The organism is Luteithermobacter gelatinilyticus (assembly GCF_005849285.1).
Classification (GTDB): domain Bacteria; phylum Pseudomonadota; class Alphaproteobacteria; order Sphingomonadales; family Emcibacteraceae; genus Luteithermobacter; species Luteithermobacter gelatinilyticus.
Genome location: NZ_CP040517.1, coordinates 1,703,474 through 1,717,393, shown reverse-complemented (window position 1 = coordinate 1,717,393; position 13,920 = coordinate 1,703,474). Strand labels below are relative to the sequence as shown.

Annotated in this window: 14 protein-coding genes; 8 read left to right on the top strand and 6 right to left on the bottom strand. The window is 54.0% G+C overall.

From position 1 onward, the window contains the following. Nucleotides 1–12 precede the first annotated feature (12 nt). The gene (rpsF, locus tag FE788_RS07755) at nucleotides 13–360 is read right to left on the bottom strand and encodes a 30S ribosomal protein S6 (protein WP_138380097.1); all 348 of its coding nucleotides are present in this window, start codon (nucleotides 358–360) and stop codon (nucleotides 13–15) included. Between the two features lie 341 nt (nucleotides 361–701). On the opposite strand from rpsF, the gene fabD reads away from it, so the two are divergent. From fabD to FE788_RS07725, 6 genes are all read left to right on the top strand, one after another. Further along, nucleotides 702–1,652 (top strand): ACP S-malonyltransferase, encoded by a 951-nt coding sequence (gene fabD, locus FE788_RS07750; RefSeq protein WP_138380096.1) that lies wholly within the window; start codon nucleotides 702–704, stop codon nucleotides 1,650–1,652. Nucleotides 1,653–1,685: 33 nt separating this feature from the next. Continuing rightward, nucleotides 1,686–2,423: a 3-oxoacyl-[acyl-carrier-protein] reductase gene (gene fabG / locus FE788_RS07745; RefSeq protein WP_138381330.1), complete on the top strand. Its 738-nt coding sequence runs from the start codon at nucleotides 1,686–1,688 to the stop codon at nucleotides 2,421–2,423. Between the two features lie 266 nt (nucleotides 2,424–2,689). Then, the gene (locus FE788_RS07740) at nucleotides 2,690–2,923 is read left to right on the top strand and encodes an acyl carrier protein (RefSeq protein ID WP_138380095.1); all 234 of its coding nucleotides are present in this window, start codon (nucleotides 2,690–2,692) and stop codon (nucleotides 2,921–2,923) included. Nucleotides 2,924–3,057: 134 nt separating this feature from the next. Further along, on the top strand, nucleotides 3,058–4,320 hold the full coding sequence (gene fabF / locus FE788_RS07735) for a beta-ketoacyl-ACP synthase II (RefSeq protein ID WP_138380094.1): 1,263 nt from the start codon (nucleotides 3,058–3,060) through the stop codon (nucleotides 4,318–4,320). Nucleotides 4,321–4,326: 6 nt separating this feature from the next. Then, nucleotides 4,327–5,313 (top strand): endolytic transglycosylase MltG, encoded by a 987-nt coding sequence (mltG, locus tag FE788_RS07730; RefSeq protein WP_138380093.1) that lies wholly within the window; start codon nucleotides 4,327–4,329, stop codon nucleotides 5,311–5,313. A 158-nt stretch (nucleotides 5,314–5,471) separates the two neighbouring features. Continuing rightward, the gene (locus tag FE788_RS07725; protein ID WP_138380092.1) at nucleotides 5,472–5,756 is read left to right on the top strand and encodes a hypothetical protein; all 285 of its coding nucleotides are present in this window, start codon (nucleotides 5,472–5,474) and stop codon (nucleotides 5,754–5,756) included. A gap of 118 nt (nucleotides 5,757–5,874) precedes the next feature. On the opposite strand, the gene FE788_RS07720 is transcribed toward FE788_RS07725, so the two are convergent. Beyond that, complete coding sequence (locus tag FE788_RS07720) at nucleotides 5,875–6,639, bottom strand: SDR family NAD(P)-dependent oxidoreductase (protein WP_138380091.1); 765 nt, start codon at nucleotides 6,637–6,639, stop codon at nucleotides 5,875–5,877. Nucleotides 6,640–6,720: 81 nt separating this feature from the next. On the opposite strand from FE788_RS07720, the gene FE788_RS07715 reads away from it, so the two are divergent. Beyond that, entirely contained in the window at nucleotides 6,721–7,608 is an 888-nt protein-coding gene (locus FE788_RS07715) for a YicC/YloC family endoribonuclease (RefSeq protein ID WP_138380090.1), read from the top strand. 6 nt (nucleotides 7,609–7,614) lie between these two features. Continuing rightward, nucleotides 7,615–8,247, top strand: a complete 633-nt coding sequence (gene gmk, locus FE788_RS07710) for a guanylate kinase (protein ID WP_138380089.1) — start codon at nucleotides 7,615–7,617, stop codon at nucleotides 8,245–8,247. A 76-nt stretch (nucleotides 8,248–8,323) separates the two neighbouring features. Here gmk and rsmA read toward each other — a convergent pair whose 3' ends face one another. The 4 genes from rsmA to FE788_RS07690 all read right to left on the bottom strand — a co-directional run bounded on the left by rsmA (nucleotide 8,324) and on the right by FE788_RS07690 (nucleotide 13,802). Further along, complete coding sequence (gene rsmA, locus FE788_RS07705) at nucleotides 8,324–9,184, bottom strand: 16S rRNA (adenine(1518)-N(6)/adenine(1519)-N(6))-dimethyltransferase RsmA (RefSeq protein ID WP_138380088.1); 861 nt, start codon at nucleotides 9,182–9,184, stop codon at nucleotides 8,324–8,326. Beyond that, a complete protein-coding gene (pdxA, locus tag FE788_RS07700) occupies nucleotides 9,181–10,245 on the bottom strand; it encodes a 4-hydroxythreonine-4-phosphate dehydrogenase PdxA (protein WP_138380087.1) in 1,065 nt (354 codons plus the stop codon). Before pdxA ends, rsmA begins: the two co-directional genes overlap by 4 nt. After that, on the bottom strand, nucleotides 10,223–11,527 hold the full coding sequence (locus FE788_RS07695; protein WP_168190327.1) for a peptidylprolyl isomerase: 1,305 nt from the start codon (nucleotides 11,525–11,527) through the stop codon (nucleotides 10,223–10,225). Before FE788_RS07695 ends, pdxA begins: the two co-directional genes overlap by 23 nt. A 76-nt stretch (nucleotides 11,528–11,603) precedes the next feature. Beyond that, complete coding sequence (locus FE788_RS07690) at nucleotides 11,604–13,802, bottom strand: LPS-assembly protein LptD (protein WP_138380085.1); 2,199 nt, start codon at nucleotides 13,800–13,802, stop codon at nucleotides 11,604–11,606. Nucleotides 13,803–13,920: the final 118 nt, after the last annotated feature.

Below are 13,920 nucleotides of genomic sequence, written 5' to 3'. Positions count from 1 at the left end.
CTTTCTACTGGGTTAGTCTTCGCCGCGGCCGCCACGCTCCTTGGAGCGCATCATGACGGAATCCCCTTCTTCCAGTTCTTCAACCCGGACCGTCATGTAACGGATCAGGTCTTCATGGATGCGGGAATTGCGTTCCAGTTCTGAAATGGCCTGAGCCGGGCCGTCAATGTTCAGGTGAACATAATGACCCTTTTTGTATTTCTTGATACGATAGGCAAGATTGCGAAGACCCCAATATTCTGATTTGGTAACTTTACCACCGTTATTTTCAATAACTTTTGTCAGATCTTCGGTAATCGCATCAACCTGTTGGGGTTGGATATCCTGCCGTGCGATATATGTAAATTCATAATAAGGCATCGGGTTTCCTTTAAACTACCAGTTAAAAGTCCTTGCCCGGGGTGGACACGAATATCAGATGGCCACATTACACAATTAACCGGACCGCTTCTGCCGCAAAAAATTGCTGCAGAAGGCGCGGACTATACAACAAACACCGCCAAAAACAAGCCCTTTCGCCAAAAAAAACGCGGGCTTTATAAGACGGCGCGCCTGAAGTGTCTTTATGGGCCTGAGGGCCCTTATATTAAAGGGTCTTGCGGCGGAAGGTAAGGCTTTTTTGCAAGTCTTCTTGACAGTTTCAGGGTAGGCGTTATGAGATAAGCAACCTTTATTTGACATCTATGAGGGACAAAATAGTCATGACACGTGCATTCACCTTTCCGGGACAGGGCAGTCAGACCGTTGGCATGGGCCGGGAACTGGCGGAAAACATGCCTGTGGCCGCTCAGGTTTTTGAGGAAGTGGACGACGCTTTGAGTGAACATTTGAGCCGGGTAATGTTTGAGGGACCGCAGGAAGACCTCACCCTGACCCATAATGCTCAGCCGGCGCTGATGGCGGTCAGTATTGCCGTGATCAGGGTTCTGGAAAAGGATTTTGACGTGCCGCTGGCCACCGCTGCCGCCTATGTGGCCGGGCATTCCCTTGGTGAATATTCCGCCTTAACGGCGGCTGGCGCGCTGACTCTTTCTGATGCCGCGAAATTGCTGCGGCTGAGGGGGGAAGCCATGCAGCGGGCGGTTCCGGTGGGCGAGGGTGCCATGGCGGCGATTCTCGGGCTGGAGATGGCCGATGTGGAGGCTGTGGTGAAGGAGGCCGTACAGGACGGCGAGGTGTGTACGGCAGCGAATGATAATGCGAACGGCCAAGTGGTGATCAGCGGCACGAAAGCGGCCGTCGAGCGGGCCATTCCGCTGGCCAAGGAAAAGGGGGCAATGAAAGGTGTTCTGTTGCCTGTGAGCGCCCCGTTCCATTGCGCCCTGATGCAGCCTGCGGCCGAGGAAATGGAGGCTGCGCTCAAGGAGACGGCCATTCAGGCGCCGGTGGTACCGGTTATTGCCAATGTGACAGCCGCGCCGGAAAATGACCCGGAGGTGATCCGCCGCCTTCTGGTGGAACAGGTCACTGGACGGGTGCGCTGGCGGGAAAGTGTGTTGAAAATGGCCGAACTAGGCGTGGACAGTTTTGTGGAAGCCGGCGCCGGCAAGGTTCTGACCGGTCTGGTGCGGCGCATTGATCGCTCATTGACCGGCCTATCCTTGCAGACTCCGACGGATATTGAGGCTTTCGCCACGTCCTTGAAGTCTTGAAAATGATATATCGAAATTTTTGGGAGACAGATGATGTTTAACCTGGAGGATAAATGCGCGCTGGTGACGGGCGCCTCCGGCGGTCTTGGCAAAGCCATCGCCATGGCTTTGTTTCAGCAGGGCGCCAAAGTGGCGCTTTCAGGAACCCGTATGGAACCGCTTGAGGCCCTGGCGGCGGAATTGGGGGACGGGGCCTATGTCGTGCCGGCAAACCTCAGCGATCCGGTTTCGGTGGAGGCCTTGCCCAAAGCTGCTGAAGAAGCCCTGGGGCGCGTGGATATTCTGGTGAATAATGCGGGTATTACCCGGGATAATCTAGCCATGCGCCTGAAGGACGAGGATTGGGATCTGGTACAGCAGGTGAATCTTAAAGCCGCATTCAAGTTATCCCAAGCGCTGATGCGGGGCATGATGAAACGCCGCTTTGGTCGCATTATCAATATTACGTCCGTGGTAGGGGTGACCGGCAATCCGGGGCAGGCCAATTATGCGGCCTCCAAGGCTGGCCTGATCGGTATGAGCAAGTCTCTGGCCCAGGAAGTGGCCAGTCGCGGCATTACCGTGAACTGTATTGCCCCGGGCTTTATCGAAAGCCCCATGACCGACGCTCTGGACGAGGGACAGAAGGAACGGATTCTGAATAGTGTGCCGATGGGGCGTCTGGGCACGGGAGGGGATATTGCTGCGGGCGTGGTGTATCTGGCCAGTGAAGAAGCTGCCTATATTACCGGGCAGACCTTACATATTAATGGCGGCATGGCAATGATCTGAAACTGCCCCAAGGGCGGAACAGGATTAATGTGTCTGGGCTGACGATATTCTTGGGCTGAGATATTATTGAGCCAATATTATATTGGCAAAGCCGGGAAATCTGTGCTAGGTAGCCTGCGAAAACTGCAAATGTTTCAGTTTGGTGGCAAAAAGTCACAAGAATGCCTTTTTCTATCACCGATCTTGGGGTATTAAATACTGGTTCGCCAGGTATAGTTTTGTTTATAACCGGATCTGGAGGATCCACAGAACTTAGGGAAAGAAATATGAGTGACGTAGCTGAGCGCGTTAAAAAAATTGTTGTCGAGCATCTCGGCGTTGAAGAAGACAAAGTGACCAATGAAGCCAGCTTCATTGACGATCTGGGAGCTGACAGCCTGGATACCGTTGAGCTGGTTATGGCTTTTGAAGAAGAATTCGGATGCGAAATTCCCGATGATGCCGCTGAAAAAATCCTGACCGTTAAGGACGCCATTGATTTTATCAGCGCCAACGCGTAACTCGCTGTAAACCAGCCCTTTATCAATGCCGCGCAATTCTGTTATCCTTCTCAGCCAGGTGCAGCATTGTCGCGGCTTTGTCATATTTGCGGAATATGACATCCTGAGAAGAGAAACAATAAGAGGTTAAGAGAATGAGACGAGTGGTAGTCACCGGCCTTGGTCTTGTCACACCCCTGGCCACAGGGGTTGAAGAAACCTGGAAACGTCTTATTGCCGGTGAGTCCGGTGCCGGACCCATTACCAAGTTTGATGCATCTGATCTGTCGTCCAGAATCGCCTGTGAGGTGAAGTATGGCGACGGGACGAACGGAACCTTTAATCCGGATGATTGGATGAGCGCCAAGGACCGCCGTCGCATTGATGATTTCATTCTCTATGGGATTGCTGCTTCTGACATGGCATTGAAAGATTCCGGTTGGATGCCGGAAACCGAAGAAGAACGGTGCCGCACCGGCGTGCTGGCCGGGTCCGGGATTGGAGGCCTGCCGGGCATTCAGGATGAAGCCATCAACATGCATGAACGTGGTGTGCGTCGGGTTAGCCCGCATTTTATTCCGCGCTGTCTGATTAACCTGATTTCCGGGAATGTGTCCATCCGTTACGGTCTTAAAGGTCCAAATCATGCGGTGGTGACGGCCTGTGCCACGGGCACCCATGCCCTGGGCGATGCTGCCCGCCTGATTGCCCTGGATGACGCGGATGTGATGCTGGCCGGGGGGGCGGAGGCCGCCATTTGCCGGATCGGGGTGGCCGGTTTTGCCCAGGCCAAGGCGTTGAGCACCCATTTCAATGACACCCCCGAAAAGGCCTCCCGTCCTTGGGACCGGGATCGCGACGGGTTCGTCATTGGCGAAGGGGCCGGTATGGTGGTGTTGGAAGAATATGAACATGCCAAGGCGCGCGGGGCCAAAATCTATGCCGAAATTGTGGGGTATGGCTTGTCGGGGGATGCCTATCATGTCACGGCGCCGGCTCCGGATGGCAATGGCGGCTATCGGGCCATGGAAATGGCATTGAAACGTTCGGGCCTGACACCGGATGATATTGATTATGTGAACGCGCATGGCACCTCGACGCCGCTTGGGGATGAACTGGAGTTTGCCGCGGTCAAGCGTCTGTTCGGGGATGCGGCGGGCAAAATTGCCATGTCGTCCACCAAATCGGCTATTGGCCATCTTTTGGGCGCGGCGGGTAGTACGGAAGCGATCTTTGCCATTCTGGCCATGAACAGAGGCGAAGTGCCGCCCACGCTTAACCTGGACAATCCGTCTGAAGGGGTGGAGGGCATTAACCTGGTCCCGCATGAAGCCCAGCAGAAGAAAATCAGGGCCGTGCTCAGCAACAGCTTTGGTTTTGGCGGCACCAATGCCTCCATTATCATGAAAGCGGTCTGATACCCCATGCGGGGGTTTCAAAAATATATTTTTCTCTTGCTTTTTGGCAGCGTCGCCTTTGCGGCGCTGTTCGCCTATCTGGGGTATCGGGAATTCACTACAAAATCAGTGATGCAGGAAGATCGTGTTTATGTTCTGGAACCGGGGCAGGGGGTGGCAAGGACTGCGCAGGACCTGGAACGCAGGGGAATGATCAGCAATGCAGACATCTTTCGGCTTGGGGTGAGGCTTGCCGGGCATGATAAACGGCTTAAAGCCGGAGAATATCTGATCCCCACGGGGGCAACCATGTCCGGTATCATGCGTCTTTTTGCTTCTGGCGCTGTCATACAGCACAAGCTGACCATTGTGGAAGGCTGGACCAGCCATCAGGTGGTGTCATATCTTAATTCCCTTGAGAATCTCAGCGGGGAGATTGTTGCACCGCCTGCGGAAGGCAGCCTGATGCCAGAAACCTATCTTTATGTACGCAATGACGACCGTAACAGTTTGATCCAACGAATGCAGAAACGCCAACGTGACTTCCTGTTGGACGAATGGTCCCGGCGCGATCCGGATCTGCCATTAAACAGTCCGGAAGAGGCCCTGATCCTGGCCAGTATTGTGGAGAAGGAAACCGCTCTTGAAGAGGAACGGGCCCGGATCGCCGGGGTGTTCATCAACCGTCTGCGCAAGGGGATGCGGTTGCAGACGGACCCTACGGTGATTTATGGTCTCGATTCTTCGGGCAGTCTTGACCGGCCGCTCTCCAAACAGGATCTTCGGACCGAGACCCCTTACAATACCTATCTAATTCGTGGCCTGCCGCCCACCCCTATTGCCCATCCCGGCAAAGCCTCCATCCGGGCGGTTCTACATCCTTTGCCCACGGATGAACTGTATTTTGTTGCCAACGGGACCGGCGGGCACAGCTTTGCGGTCACCAATGAAGAACATCTGCGCAATGTTCGTCATCTCAGACAACTGGAACGGCAAAAAAAGGCTGATAAATGACTGCCCTGAGCCTTATTTGATCTCTCCTGTCTCCCCTGCCTTAATGACACCATATTTTCGTAAAAAGATCAGATGTTGTTAGTAAATCCTGCGTTTTAGGGAAGTGAATTTCCATCATAACTTTAGACAGGAGAAATATTATGGGAGACTATCGGGTAATGAAAAAAATTGGACATGTTCTTCTTGCCAGCACGGCGTTTGCGGGGCTGGCATTGAGCCCAGCGGCCCTTTTTGCTGCTGGCCCGGACAAAGGGCATGATGATGTGGAAGTCTACCATAAAGAAAAAATGGATAAGGCCGCTGAAGAAGCCCAGAAACTGACGCCTGCCGCCGGCGAAGAAACCGGGGAGGTTCTGGAAGATGAGGCGGAAGAGGCCGGGAAACACGAAAACCCGGCAATGGAGGACGAGGAACATCATCAGGAAGATAAACCGAAATCCTGACGGTTACATTACTTTGTGTTTAAGGGGCCTTTACGGGCCCCTTAAGTTTTTGGTGGCATAGAGTGAATTGTGAATAGGTTGACTCAATTCACTCCAGGTCCTCTCATCAAGATTCACTCTAACTTTTATCGGGCAAGCGGCGGAAAGTCCGATCCAGAATGCTTTCCGGTAACAGCCGCAACAGCGCCTCAAGAAACAAGGCCAGTTGCCAGGGAAAACTGATGCGGGCCCTGTTGCGGGCGAGCCCTCGACGGATGAGTCGGGCGGCTTTTTCTGCGCTCATCAGAAAAGGCATAGGAAACTTGTTGCGTTCGGTGATACGGCTTGTCACAAACCCCGGGCAAATCACATTGATTTCAATGCCGTCCCGCCAGTAGGCCCCGCGCAAGGCTTCCCCATAAGCTTTGACACACGCTTTGCTGGTGGAATAAGCCGGTGCGGAAGACATGCCTCGATACCCGGCAAGTGATGCCATTATGGCGATTTGACCGCGCTTGCGCCGACGCATCAATTCCAGCGCTGGGTGAACAGTATGAAACACACCATTTACATTAACGGCAAAAATATCCGCGGTATGTTGTGCCAGATCCACATCCCGGTGATAAGACTTGGCGATGCCCGCATTGGCAATGACCAGATCCAGCGGAGTTTGGGCGTCGGCTTCCTGTATCCAGGCCGCCATGGTCTTGCGATCCGTGACATCTAGAACCCGGCCTTCGGCCCTGGCGCCCTTATCACGGCAGGCCCGGCAGACGGCCTCCAGACGCCCTTTATCCCGTCCAGAAAGGTATAATGTTACACCGGGGGCGGCATATTCCAGGGCAAGCGCTGCGCCAATGCCGCTGCTGGCGCCGGTGATGAGGAGGGACCGGGGATTTTTCATCTGGGGATTTCCTTCTGTAACAGTTCCTGCTATAGCTGTGCCCAAGGAAACGGAATATACTCAACATACAGGCTAGCGCAAATGACTTTATCCAGCATGACGGGATTTGCCCGCGTTCAGGGGCAGTGGGAAACTTATCACTGGACCTGGGAAATCCGTAGTGTGAACAGCCGCGGTCTTGACATCCGGTGTCGTCTGCCCAATGGGTTTGAGGTTCTGGATCAGACTGTTCGCAACCTGGTGAAAAAACATATCGCCCGTGGCAGTCTGAATGTCAATCTACAAATGCAGCGCGACAGTGCAGATGTTCAGGTTGAGATCAATCAACAGGCGCTTGATCAGCTTGTGGATATTGTCATGGAAACCAGTGCCAAACATCATTTGCCGCAGCCCGACATCGCTGCCCTACTGACCGTGCGGGATGTGGTGCGGATCGTGGATGGTACAGAAGACGAAGCGCATCTTAAAGAACGGGACCAGGCCCTTGAAGCCAGCCTGGGTGAGGCTCTTGAGGCCCTGAAAGACAGTCGCCGGGGCGAAGGGCGGGCCACGGCCGAAATGTTGACGAAAATTCTTGATGAAATCGAAGCCCAGGTGAAAGCGGCCAATCGTCTGGCCGCTGACCTGCCGGCTGTAATCCGGGATAAATTCCTTGAAAAGGTCAATGCCCTGCTGGAGGACAATAAAGGGTTCGATGCGGACCGGATCGCCCAGGAGGTGACCATTCTGGCCACCAAAGCGGACGTCAAGGAGGAACTTGATCGCCTTGAGGCACACCTCAAGGCCGCCCGTAAACATGTACAACAGGATGGGCCTGTGGGGCGTAAGCTGGATTTTCTGACACAGGAATTCAATCGTGAAGCCAATACGTTATGCAGTAAATCGCCGGATATCCGCCTGACGGAAATCGGTCTGGCGCTCAAAGCGGCCATTGATCAGTTGCGGGAACAGGTCCAGAATGTGGAGTAGGAGTAGATGACCAATATTCGGCGCCGGGGATTGTTACTGGTTCTGTCTTCACCGTCCGGGGCGGGGAAATCCACCCTGAGCCGGCGTCTACTGGAAAAGGATCCTGACATCACCATGTCGATCTCCACCACCACCCGCTCGCCCCGTCCAGGTGAAGTGGATGGCCGGGATTACCATTTTGTGAGCGTTGCGGAGTTTGAGAGACTGGTGGCCGAGGACGGTTTCCTGGAACATGCCAAGGTATTTGACAATTATTACGGCACGCCTGCCGCACCGGTAGAGGCCGCCCTGAAACAGGGCAAGGACATTCTGTTTGACATTGACTGGCAGGGGACCCAGCAATTGGCGCAGAAAACCAAAGGCGATCTGGTGCGGATCTTTATTCTGCCGCCGAACAAGAAGGAACTGGAACGGCGCCTGAAAAGCCGTGCTCAGGACTCCGACGAAGTGGTGGCAAAACGCATGAGTAAAGCCAACCAGGAAATCAGCCACTGGGCAGAATATGATTATGTGATCATTAATAATGATCTGGAAGAGGCAGAACAGGAACTGTTCGCTATTCTCAGGGCAGAGCGTCTGAAACGGGAACGCCAGACGGGCCTTGTGGACTTTGTCAAGGAACTGATGGGCGAAGCGTAAGCCTCTATATAACTCATCTCACGCCGGCTAGAGTGAATTGTGAATAGATTGACTTAATTCACTCTAGAGATGGATTTTACATCTCATATACCCGGGCCAGACGGCAGAAGTCGTCGATGGTAAGTTCTTCGGCACGGGCCGTTTCCGCAATCCCGGCGGCCTGAAGCCGGGGCAGAGGATCAACGCCAAGTCCTTTCAGGCTGGCACGCAGCATTTTGCGGCGTTGGCTGAAGGCGGCGGAAACCACTTTTTCAAGCACCTTCTGTGACGGGGTGCTGGCGCGTTCTGCGACGGGCGTGATGCCGACGATGCAACTGGTGACTTTCGGCGGCGGCACAAAGGCCCGGGCGGGCACATCAAACAAACGCCGGGCATGGGCCCGGTACTGGGCCAGAACGCTGAGGCGGCCATACGCTTTGCTGCGAGGGGCGGCCACAATGCGGTCTCCCACCTCCTTCTGGAACATCAGGGTCAGGGACGCATACCAGGGGGGCCATTTTTCAAGGGTCAGCCATTTGACCAGCAATGCAGTGCCCACATTATAGGGCAGGTTGGCCACAATGCGGACGGTTTTGTCTCCCGTCTCTCCGATCAGGGCGGGCTCATCCATCTTCAGGGCATCACCTTCTATGATATCCAGACGGCCGGGATAGGCGGCGGCGATCTGTTGCTGGGCCGCAATGCAGCGTTCGTCCATTTCCACGGCCACCACCTTGTGGGCGCCGTTCATGAGTAGGGCGCGGGTCAGCGCCCCGGGACCGGGCCCCACTTCATAAATAATACTGTTGGACAGATCCCCTGCCGCCCGGGCAATTTTACCGGTCAGGTTAAGGTCAGTAAGAAAATTCTGGCCCAGGGACTTTTTGGCTGCAAGCCCGAAGTCCCGGATCACGTCACGGATAGGGGGCAGGCCGTCGTCTGAATACAGGGCCGTCATCGCATGGTCCTGTTGGCGGCCATCAGTTCCGCCATCTTCAGGGCGTTGATGAAACTTTGCGGATTGGCCTGATTCTGTCCGGCAATATTCAGTGCCGTGCCGTGGTCAGGACTGGTGCGAATGATCGGCAGTCCCAAGGTGATATTCACCCCGCCTTCAAAATCCAGGGTTTTCAGGGGAATCAGAGCTTGGTCATGATACATGCATAATACGGCGTCATAATTTTTCCGGGCGTTCGCATGAAACAGGATATCGGCAGACAAGGGGCCCTGGAGTATACGCCCCTTGCGGCGCAACCGGTTCAATGTGGGGAGGATGATATCTTGTTCTTCTTGTCCCAGGCCGCCATCCTCCCCTGCATGGGGGTTGAGGCCGGCGACCGCAATGCGTGGAGAGGAAAGGGCAAAATCCTGGTGCAAGGCCATATGCAGTATTTCAAGCGTCTGACTGAGCAGCTCTGCGGTGATCAGGGCTGGTACATCTTTCAGGGGCACATGGATAGTCAGCGGCACCACACGCAGGGTATCAGTCGCCGTCAGTGTACTGGCGAGCATCATGACGGCTTGGTGGGGCTTGCCGGTATGCGCGTTGCACAGGCGGGCGAGATATTCCGTATGCCCGGGACAGTCAAATCCCGCTTCATAAAGAACTGATTTTTGTATGGGGGCGGTGACCACGGCGCGGGCTTCTCCTGCAAAAACCAGTTCCACGGCCCGGTCAATGGCGTCGATGACCTGAGGGGCACTGGTTTTATCGGGCTGACCTGGCGTGATTCTTGACGGGCAGGGCAGGTCCAGAACCGGCAAGGCCTTGTCAAAAATGGCAGGACAGTCGCGGGGGCTGGTGACTGAGACCAGCGGGAGGTCAGGGGCATATTGGTGTAACACGTCCTTGGCACCAAGGACTACGAAGGGGGCGAGGTTTTCCTCTTGGCGCCGGTCCCAGGCCTTGAGAATGATTTCCGGCCCAATACCCGCCGGTTCGCCCATGGTGACGGCCAGCGGTAAGGGGCCGCCGTCTGGTTTGACAGAGTTTGGGTTAGCGGTAGTCGATAATGGCATCGCGTCGCAGGTCCCGCAAATGGCGGCGGGCAATCAGGCCCACGCGCTGATTGGTCAGGGTGTTTTGTACGGTTTCATAATCTGGCACCTGAACTTCGGGAGCTTTTTTGTCACATACAATAAAGATCCGGTATCCGCCGCTCTCTTTAAGGGGCGCAGTGGCCTTGCCCACGGCTGTTTCCAGCAGCGGAGTGTGCAGACGTTCGGGCATATCGCCGATTTTCAGGGTGCCCAGCGTGCCGCTGTCTTTGGCGTCAAGATCTTCGGCCAGGGCCTCGACATTTTCACAGCCGTCAATTTTTCCGGAAGCTTCTTGCACGGCTTTTTCCAGTGCCTTTACTTCTTCTGCCTCGGCCTGATCAGAAATCTGGAAGAACATATGTTTGAGGGTTACGGTGGTGTCTTCGGGGCTCGGGGTTAGAATTTGGCGTTTGTTCACCAATTGCAGGATATAGAAACCGTCTTCGGTTTCGATCGGATCCGAAATTTCGCCCTTTTTCATTCCCGAAAGGGCCGAAGCAATTTCTTTTGGCAGTTCCGTTTTCATAACCCAGCCCATATCGCCGCCCACGGCAGAGGTGGTGGACTGGGAAAACTGACGCGCCATCACCTGGAAGGCGGCGCCTTTTTCCAGTTGCTCAATGATTTGCAGGGCGGCCTGGCGGGTTTCTTCCCGACGATCGTTGTCTGTGACTAGGAGAAATATTTCCCGAGCCAGATATTCATCCTGTCCTTTGTTGCTTTCAAAACGTTCAATGACGTTATAGATTTCTTCGTCTGTCACGCTGACCTGCGGCATCAGAAGACCACCAACCACCTGTTCCCAGGCAAGGCTGGCTTCGATTTGTTGCAGCATGGACTTTTTGTCGATACCGGCCTGATTGAGCTGTTTTTCAAATTCTTCCGGCGAAAGGTTGAACTGTTTGGCATAGCTGGCAAAGGCCTCTTCCTGTTCCTCTTTGGAAATCACGGCCTTATATTTGGCGGCTTCGGCAATTTTCAGCTTGTCGTCGATGAGGCTTTGCAGTGCCTGCTGTTGAAGATATTGCTGTTCCTGCGCGCTCAATTCCCGCATGCCTGATGAAATAATAAACAGCAGAACCCGTTGTTTCAGGTCATAAAGGGAGATCACCTGATCATTTACAATGGCCACGATCTGCTGGACGTCATCGAGCTGCTGGGCCTGTGCCTGTTGCGCCTGTGCTGCTTGGGCAAGAAACAGGTGGGATCCTAACACGGCACATAATACAATTTTCACAAAAATCTTAACTCGTCCAAACATGATTATCCCGCTTGCCATATTTTGTGTGTTCTTTTTCATATACGTTATCTTGCCGGAATAAAATCAAAAAACGGCTCTATCCCAGATTCTTTAAGATGAGACGGAAATGAATGGTATTGGACGGCGTGATATCTCTGTCAGAGGTAAACCGCCGTTCATACCGTAACCCGAACTCAAGACATTCATTTTTATACAACAGACCGGCATCATAGGAGATCGTATCGTCATTCAACAGATCCTGCACCAGGCTGCCATGCAGTGTCCATTGCCGATCCAGGTAAAATTCGCCGCCAAAGCCCAATTCCCGGCGATTGAGCAGTTCAGTACCGCTCAGATCAGTGGTGTCCCTATCCAGGTCAAGATAGCGGACAGAGGCCCGGAACCATTTCAGACCGCCGGACAGGATAAGCTCGTTGCGCCTCAGGGCAAAGGTGTTTTTGTCCAGCCGGAAGCGATGTACATAGTCGATATAGTCTCCCCACGACACATCCAGGCGTCCGACAAAATCGGACAGATTGCCGTCAAAACCGGAACCGACCGGGAAATCCTCCTCGTCATTGATGCGGTAACTCTGTCCCAATGTGGCCTGAAGGTTGAACTGGCTGGAATACAGGCTGTAGCGCACCCCGAAATTGACGCGCGTGCCGCCTTCCCAGCGGTCATAGCCGTTATGCCTGTTATGACTGAACAGGTTGTTTTCATCAAATTCGAAATTGCGGCTGTCTTCATTGGGGATTTCCGGAATATTCTTGTTTTCCGGCGCGACCACTACTGAAACCAGTGGTTCGATGATCTGCTGGGTTGTCTCCCCGTTTTTGATGAAGGGCAGACGCCAGTCGACAGCAAAATAGGGCAAAAGGCGGGTATAGGTGCCGTCTTCGCCGGCATATTGGGGCAGATCAGGCTGGTCCTGATCCTGATTGTAATAAACATCGCCTCTGACACTGGCGGTAAAGGTGTAAGAATCCCCCAGGGCGGAGCGCAGCGGCATTTGCCATTTGCCTTCCAGGCTGGCGCGGTGAGACTTCATGCCTTCCAACCGGTAGATGGAAACGGCATTGGCGTTAGCGGAAAAGGTGCTGCCCAGAAACTGGGGATCACTGACCATGTTGATATCAATGGCGGGCAGCGCCAACGGGGTTTTCTCGAACTCATCCACCGCATCCAGGCCTTGAAATCCATACAACGCGAGAGCAGCGTAATTATTGCCGGAAAACCGTTCCAGGCGGGCATGGCTTTCTAAAAAGTCTGATTTATCCGCATAATAGCGCCGCAGATAAGTGTCATCACTGACATAGTGCAGTTTGTAGTCCCATTGCCAGTCCCCTGAGCCGAAGGGGTTGAAATGATCAAGGCTGAAAGCGCCGTCGGACAGAAAATGGCCGCGAATCTCATGATCCCCCGTTTTGACAAGGTTTTCATCCCGTTCATTCACATTGGCAAAGGAGCCGTTCACCTTGAACTGCCCGTTACCCGTGTGCTGGCGGAATGTGCCACCAAAGACGACGCCTTCGTTGCTGGTGATGATCGGTTCCAGCGTAAAATCCCGCCAGGAATCTATGGCAAAATAATAGGGAATATGGGCAAAAACGCCCAATTCGCTGGTGCGGCCCAGATCGGGTGAAAGAAAGCCGGACTTATATTTTACCGAAGGATCCGGATGGGAAAAATAGGGGGTATACAAAACCGGAATACCGGCAATTTCCAGAACAACATCCCGGTAGCGGATGATATTGTCTTCCTCGTCATGGGTGATTTCCTTGGCCCTGATCTGCCAGACGGGTTTCTGTGGACCCTGTTCTAGACAGATGCGGCAGGGGGAGTAGGTGGCATTGCGTACTGTGGTTTTGGGGCCACGCCGTTCCCCTTCTTTGGCGATCATGCGGGCATCATCGGAAAAAAGGATACGCACATTGCGGATAAAACCGTTGCGAAATCCTTCCTCCAGAACGGCCTCGTCCGTGTAGAGCACATTGCCGTCCTTATCGCGTATGGTGATGGCTCCCCGGGCCGTCACCATCCCGGTTTTTTCATCATAGCGGATTTCATCGGCATGCAGAACCCGCCCTCCCTGATACAATGAAACATCCCCGCTCGCCGTATAGACGCCGGTCTTGCTGTCATAGGCGACCCGGTCTGCGGCAAAGTCAATTTTCTGTCTTTCGGTTGTCGCCTGGTCTGCTGCCGGCCCATATGCTTCTTGCGCGCGGGTACCCTGTGCCGCGACCGCGGAAACCGAAGATAACAATGTGATCAGGAACAGCGATTTTTTCATGGGGGCATGTTTTACAGATTTTTGCTTTTCTTGCCTACCTTTATTTCCCTTTTGATCTGTATTCTTGACCGGATTGCGGAGCTTCGGTCAGGAAAGACATGTCGCCCCGACTTTCTGC

Excerpts from the sequence above, each read along its gene's own strand:
- rpsF (WP_138380097.1), bottom strand. The coding sequence starts at position 360 with ATGCCTTATTATGAATTTACATATATCGCACGGCAGGATATCCAACCC.
- fabD (WP_138380096.1), top strand. The coding sequence starts at position 702 with ATGACACGTGCATTCACCTTTCCGGGACAGGGCAGTCAGACCGTTGGC.
- fabG (WP_138381330.1), top strand. The coding sequence starts at position 1,686 with ATGTTTAACCTGGAGGATAAATGCGCGCTGGTGACGGGCGCCTCCGGC.
- FE788_RS07740 (WP_138380095.1), top strand. The coding sequence starts at position 2,690 with ATGAGTGACGTAGCTGAGCGCGTTAAAAAAATTGTTGTCGAGCATCTC.
- fabF (WP_138380094.1), top strand. The coding sequence starts at position 3,058 with ATGAGACGAGTGGTAGTCACCGGCCTTGGTCTTGTCACACCCCTGGCC.
- mltG (WP_138380093.1), top strand. The coding sequence starts at position 4,327 with ATGCGGGGGTTTCAAAAATATATTTTTCTCTTGCTTTTTGGCAGCGTC.
- FE788_RS07725 (WP_138380092.1), top strand. The coding sequence starts at position 5,472 with ATGAAAAAAATTGGACATGTTCTTCTTGCCAGCACGGCGTTTGCGGGG.
- FE788_RS07720 (WP_138380091.1), bottom strand. The coding sequence starts at position 6,639 with ATGAAAAATCCCCGGTCCCTCCTCATCACCGGCGCCAGCAGCGGCATT.
- FE788_RS07715 (WP_138380090.1), top strand. The coding sequence starts at position 6,721 with ATGACTTTATCCAGCATGACGGGATTTGCCCGCGTTCAGGGGCAGTGG.
- gmk (WP_138380089.1), top strand. The coding sequence starts at position 7,615 with ATGACCAATATTCGGCGCCGGGGATTGTTACTGGTTCTGTCTTCACCG.
- rsmA (WP_138380088.1), bottom strand. The coding sequence starts at position 9,184 with ATGACGGCCCTGTATTCAGACGACGGCCTGCCCCCTATCCGTGACGTG.
- pdxA (WP_138380087.1), bottom strand. The coding sequence starts at position 10,245 with ATGCCATTATCGACTACCGCTAACCCAAACTCTGTCAAACCAGACGGC.
- FE788_RS07695 (WP_168190327.1), bottom strand. The coding sequence starts at position 11,527 with ATGTTTGGACGAGTTAAGATTTTTGTGAAAATTGTATTATGTGCCGTG.
- FE788_RS07690 (WP_138380085.1), bottom strand. The coding sequence starts at position 13,802 with ATGAAAAAATCGCTGTTCCTGATCACATTGTTATCTTCGGTTTCCGCG.